This window comes from Spirulina subsalsa FACHB-351 (assembly GCF_026130165.1).
GTDB lineage: Bacteria > Cyanobacteriota > Cyanobacteriia > Cyanobacteriales > Spirulinaceae > Spirulina_A > Spirulina_A subsalsa_A.
In genome coordinates this window covers 1-5,014 of record NZ_JAIHOM010000204.1, presented here as the reverse complement: position 1 = coordinate 5,014, position 5,014 = coordinate 1, and the positions used below count along the sequence as shown (strand labels likewise).

The 5,014-nt window shown below is 37.3% G+C and carries 6 protein-coding genes; all 6 read left to right on the top strand.

Features of this window, described 5'->3' with window-relative positions:
- Positions 1-148: 148 nt before the first annotated feature.
- From K4A83_RS21955 to K4A83_RS21930, 6 genes are read left to right on the top strand one after another with little or no spacing between them, the layout of a single operon-like run.
- Positions 149-655, top strand: a complete 507-nt coding sequence (locus tag K4A83_RS21955) for a hypothetical protein (RefSeq protein ID WP_265266848.1) — start codon at positions 149-151, stop codon at positions 653-655.
- A 6-nt stretch (positions 656-661) separates the two neighbouring features.
- A complete protein-coding gene (locus K4A83_RS21950; RefSeq protein WP_265266847.1) occupies positions 662-1,819 on the top strand; it encodes an HNH endonuclease domain-containing protein in 1,158 nt (385 codons plus the stop codon).
- Positions 1,783-2,529, top strand: coding sequence for a phosphoadenosine phosphosulfate reductase family protein (locus K4A83_RS21945; protein WP_265266846.1), 747 nt, complete (start codon positions 1,783-1,785; stop codon positions 2,527-2,529). The genes K4A83_RS21950 and K4A83_RS21945 overlap by 37 nt, the downstream gene beginning before the upstream one ends.
- Positions 2,530-2,545: 16 nt before the next feature.
- Positions 2,546-2,806, top strand: coding sequence for a type II toxin-antitoxin system Phd/YefM family antitoxin (locus K4A83_RS21940; protein WP_265266845.1), 261 nt, complete (start codon positions 2,546-2,548; stop codon positions 2,804-2,806).
- On the top strand, positions 2,799-3,065 hold the full coding sequence (locus K4A83_RS21935; RefSeq protein ID WP_265266844.1) for a Txe/YoeB family addiction module toxin: 267 nt from the start codon (positions 2,799-2,801) through the stop codon (positions 3,063-3,065). The genes K4A83_RS21940 and K4A83_RS21935 overlap by 8 nt, the downstream gene beginning before the upstream one ends.
- Positions 3,066-3,076: 11 nt before the next feature.
- A complete protein-coding gene (locus K4A83_RS21930) occupies positions 3,077-4,918 on the top strand; it encodes a hypothetical protein (RefSeq protein WP_265266843.1) in 1,842 nt (613 codons plus the stop codon).
- The last annotated feature ends 96 nt before the right edge of the window (positions 4,919-5,014 follow it).

Genomic DNA, 5,014 nt, shown 5'->3' with positions numbered 1-5,014 from the left:
CGGTAGGGCATACCGGAACTCACGCTTGGGGAGAGATTCCCTCTGGCTTGGTTGGATACGTCCTGCCAAGTTAAGGAAACTCGTTGAACCAAGAATCCCTCGCTTTTAGCGATGGGAGTGTCAATTTGAGCAGCATTATATTGACAGCATGACCAAGCTGGAGAGTTTAAGGTGCAGTGGGTCAGATTTTGATGGATTAATGGTCTATTGGTTAGATGTGAGTCTGCCTGAGACGATTCTCTCCCAGACTGGGGACGGAAAACCTCTGATTTGGGTGATGATTGCCCAGTTAGATGAGTTGCGAGTACGAGGACAAGAATTTAAAGCCCTCCAAGCCCTTCAGAAAGCCCCTGAACTGCAAAATGATGGAGTAGCCCGACGGGAAGTGAAACAGCGTTTGGTGGAGGCGAAACGGCTCTTAGATGAAACCTTCACTCGCTCCCTGTCTTGGTCAACGGGAGATAATTCTTGCTGGGTGAATGGGGAACAGGTGGAAATCCACAGTCGCCGCGAATTTCAGTCCCGTTTATCAGATTTGTGCGATCGCGTCTATTCCCAATGTTTAATCCTCGATAATGAGTTAATCAATCGTCGAGAATTAACCCCATCCAAGAATTTTGTTCAAATGGATCTGGAACAATTCATAGGAGTTTAGTTAAGCATGAGTTCTCTACAATTACCGGAATCACGAGAGGTCAATGTTGCCGCTTTATCTCAAATTTTTAATAACACGACGAACTCTTATAAATATTTATTTTTCTTGTCACTGTTGGACATTTTAAAACGAGAAAAGTTTCAAGTATCTTTATCACTGACTTTTGAAAACATCGTGATTGAGATGTTGGCTAATGCTTGGTATCCTCATAACTACTTTAAACTATCTTTTGGCACACAAGACCAAATTGCTAATAAATTAGATTCTCTGCAAATACAAGTTACTGAACCTATTCTAAAGTTCACAGATTCTGAAAAATCTAGCCTTCGACAATCGATAAAAAACAACAATCTTGATTCAATTATTGCAGATTTTAAAAAGAATGTTCCCTTTCGACTGATTCGACCTTTTTTAGAGGAACAATTGCGTGAATTTGATGTCAATTATGAAGTGGTCAAAGAAACCCCAAGAATTGCTGATCAATACTTTTATACTGATAAACCCTTATATCGATTCAATGCTACAAATTTTAAAGACAGTAACGAAATTTTATTACATCCAGATTGGGTTCAATATTTACAGGAAAATTATGTTATTGTTCGGGGTTGGGCTTCTTGGGAATGGTTGAATTATATGCAAAAGAGAAACCCAAATATTCCCAATGTGGTGAATAAGCTCTTTATGCCACAAAAACGAGATTCTTTAACCAAACCAACAAAATACTGGAAAACGGTTTTAAGTCATCAAGACCTTAATTGTATTTATTCAACAGTCAGATTAGATCCTAAACAAATTTCACTTGATCATTATTTGCCGTGGTCGTTTGTTGCTCATGATCAACTGTGGAATTTAATCCCAACAACACAATCGGTCAATTCTTCTAAATCAAATAATTTGCCGTCTTCTCAATATTTCTCTAACTTTGTAAAGTTACAGCATATCGGTCTAACGGTATCCAATCAAAATATTTCTAGGCAGAAATGGTTAAAAGAAACTGAATCTTTTGTGGCTGAGTTAAAGGTTAATCAAGCGGATAATTTATTAGATTTTGATATTTTGTTCAATGCTTATGAAAGTACGGTTAACCCATTAATTTCCTTAGCTAAAAATCAAGGATTTGCCGCAAATTGGCTTTATATTCGCGACAACAGCACCCAGAGTTAGACCTTGAATATTTTTTCTGTGACACTCATAAGGAATTACCGGAAACCTACGATTATCTAGACCGCATTGAAGCGCGACTGGGAATTAAGATTCACCGCTTGAGTGCTAACCGAGGGTTTGACCATTGGTTAGAAGTGCATGGAGGCCTCCTCCCCTCCCCTCAAATGCGCTGGTGTACCATCATGATGAAAATTAAGCCCCTAGAAGCTTTTATTGGCGATGATGAAGCCATCAGTTACATTGGGATTCGCGCTGATGAGAACCGCTCCGGGTATATCTCCACCAAACCCAATATTAAACCCGTTTTTCCCTTCAAAGAACAAGGCTTAGTGAAAGCCGATATTATCCGACTGTTGGAAGAAAGCGGCATTGGACTACCAGATTATTACCGTTGGCGCAGTCGTTCCGGGTGTTTTTTCTGTTTCTTTCAGCGTAAATATGAGTGGGTGATGTTAGCAGAAGAACACCCCGATTTATTTCAACAGGCCGTTAACTATGAGCAGAACCACAAAGACGGCAGAACCTACACTTGGACTCAAGGAGAGACACTGCTGGAACTCTTGGCCCGTAAGGAAGAGATTATCACCAATCATCATAAGGCGATCGCCCGCGAGCAGAAAAACACCCCCAACCGTCCCCTCGCCGAAGCCTTAGAAGCTATCCTAGACGAAGAAAACGATGATTTACCCTGTTTAGCCTGTCATTTGTAATCAAGGAGTCAAAAACATGGAAAACATTACAGTTCAGCCCAGTGATAATCATCTCAACCAATTGGTTTATCAAGCTGTTACCCATGAGCAGCCTATTTTATTGAAAACAGCCCAAGGGAATGCTGTTTTAGTTGCTGAAAAAGATTGGAATGCCATTCAAGAAACTTTATATTTACAGTCCATCCCTAACTTAGTATCCTCCATTCAAGAAGGTGGAAAAACTGCCTTAGAAGATTGTGTTGATGAAACAACCGTAAGAAATATTTTAAATGGATGAATGGCAACTATTGTTTACTAAACAAGCGGTAAAAGATGCTAGAAAAGTGGCATCATCTGGTTTAAGTAAACAAGTTAATCAAATTCTTGATATTTTGAAAGAAAATCCCTACGCTCCTTATCCACCCTATGAAAAGCTTACAGGAGATTTGCAGAATTTCTATTCTAGAAGAATCAACATTCAACACCGCTTAGTTTATCAAATACTAGAAAAAGAGAAAACCGTCAAAATCATTAGAATGTGGACACACTATGAATAATCCTTTTGTATATGGCTAACACTTTTGTCTCTAAATGGATAAACTTCCTCCGAAAATATGGACCGATTCCTCGAAATGACAATATGTATGACGAGGCTATCCAGCGTGCTTTAAAAAGAAACAAAATTGAACCCATAAAATTTGAAACCCCTTACTTACAGGAACTGATCAACAACTTTAAGTCAGATTTTCCTAAATCTGTAATTTTAACAGGAACAGCAGGTGACGGGAAAACGTTTTGCTGTCGAGAGATATGGGAAACTCTAGGTGGGACACAAGAGGAATGGGGAAAAGAACAAAAAATTCAATCTTTATCGATTAGTGATAAGCAACTAATTATTATTAAAGACTTGAGTGAAATTCAAGATGGAGAAAAAAAACAGCTACTACCAGAAATTGCCCAATCTATTGTTGAACCTCAAACAACCCATAAAATTTATTTAATTGCAGCTAACGACGGACAGTTAATAGAAGCTTGGAATATAGCTAATCAGGATCATAATATTCAAGAAGCACGTCAATTAATTGAAACATTACTGGTTGAAGAAAAAAAACAAATTCAAGGATTTAATTTACTGCTGTATAATCTCAGTCGTCTCAATAACGAAGATATGTTTTATCAAATTCTGGATGCTGTTTTAAATCATTCAGGATGGCAAGAATGTAACGAATGTATCTATAAAGATGCTGCGAATCTTCATCAGCGTTGTCCAATTTGGGAAAATAAAAAACGATTGGACGGAAATGATGACCAACAATTGATGAGAAAGCGTCTCATTGATCTGCTGGAATTATTGCGACACAATGGAATGCACATCCCTATCCGCCAGTTGTTACTCCTGATTTCTAATTTACTCTTAGGTCATCCTGATGCGAAAGATAAACTTCTGACCTGTCAACAAATTCCTGACATTCTCGCCACTAAAACAGCTTACTTAGCTAGTCCGTATAGCAATATCTTTGGGGGAAATCTTTCTATCAGAAAACGAAACAAAACCGATGTATTTACCGCATTAAGGTACTTTTGTATTGGGACAGAAAGTAGTAATTATTTTGATAATCTTCTGATCTTCGGAGCAGATGATCCTGCAATGAACAATGATTATCAAGAATTAATCTCTAAAGACCCTTATTATGGCGAATATGAACAATTTAGGATTGCTCAGACCAGATATTTAGAAGAGAATGATTTGCCAGAAACGAAAGAAGCTTTTTTAAGCTTATTAGAAACTCAAAGACAGCGATTATTTTTTACTATTCCTGAAGATAGAAGTTCAGAATTAAATTTATGGGAATTAACTGTATTTTACTATGCAGGAGATTATTTAGAGAAAATTTGTAGACCTTTAAAACGGAGACAAAAAATACCAAAATCTTTAATCTCTCAATTAGTAAAAGGGATGAATCGAATTTTTACAGGTTTGTTTATGAATAACCCAAATGAATTAATTTTAGCTACATCTGGGAGTTATTCTCAAGCCCGAATCAGCAAAGTTTTTGAAGAATCTATCTCTGTTCACAAAAAACGAGGTGAAAGTGTTAGTATTGAATTAAATTCTGAACATAATGCACCAGATTTCGTGATTTTTCTTTCTTCTCATCCTGAAATTGCTCCCGTTCAACTGCGCTTAAATTTAACTCGTTATGAATATTTAAATCGAGTCGCGGAAGGGGCATTACCTAGTAACTTTTCTCAGGAGTGCTATGAAGATATGTTGGCTTTTAAAACGAAAATTTTAGGACAAATTAATTTAAGAAAGCAGAAAGAAGAACAAATGGATGATAGTTCAGAAAATGAGATTATTCTCCGTTTGTTAGAACTCAGAAGTGTTGAATCGGTACTTATGAACTAGGTAAAAATGGACATAGTAACCCTGTCAAGAGGTAAATTTAACCAGGTGGGACTAGCTCTTTAAACCAGTGTACATAGCTAATTTTTTGGCACATAA

What these genes read in the sequence shown, in the direction of transcription:
- K4A83_RS21955 (WP_265266848.1), top strand. Translation starts at nt 149, where the DNA reads ATGACCAAGCTGGAGAGTTTAAGGTGCAGTGGGTCAGATTTTGATGGA.
- K4A83_RS21950 (WP_265266847.1), top strand. Translation starts at nt 662, where the DNA reads ATGAGTTCTCTACAATTACCGGAATCACGAGAGGTCAATGTTGCCGCT.
- K4A83_RS21940 (WP_265266845.1), top strand. Translation starts at nt 2,546, where the DNA reads ATGGAAAACATTACAGTTCAGCCCAGTGATAATCATCTCAACCAATTG.
- K4A83_RS21935 (WP_265266844.1), top strand. Translation starts at nt 2,799, where the DNA reads ATGGATGAATGGCAACTATTGTTTACTAAACAAGCGGTAAAAGATGCT.
- K4A83_RS21930 (WP_265266843.1), top strand. Translation starts at nt 3,077, where the DNA reads ATGGCTAACACTTTTGTCTCTAAATGGATAAACTTCCTCCGAAAATAT.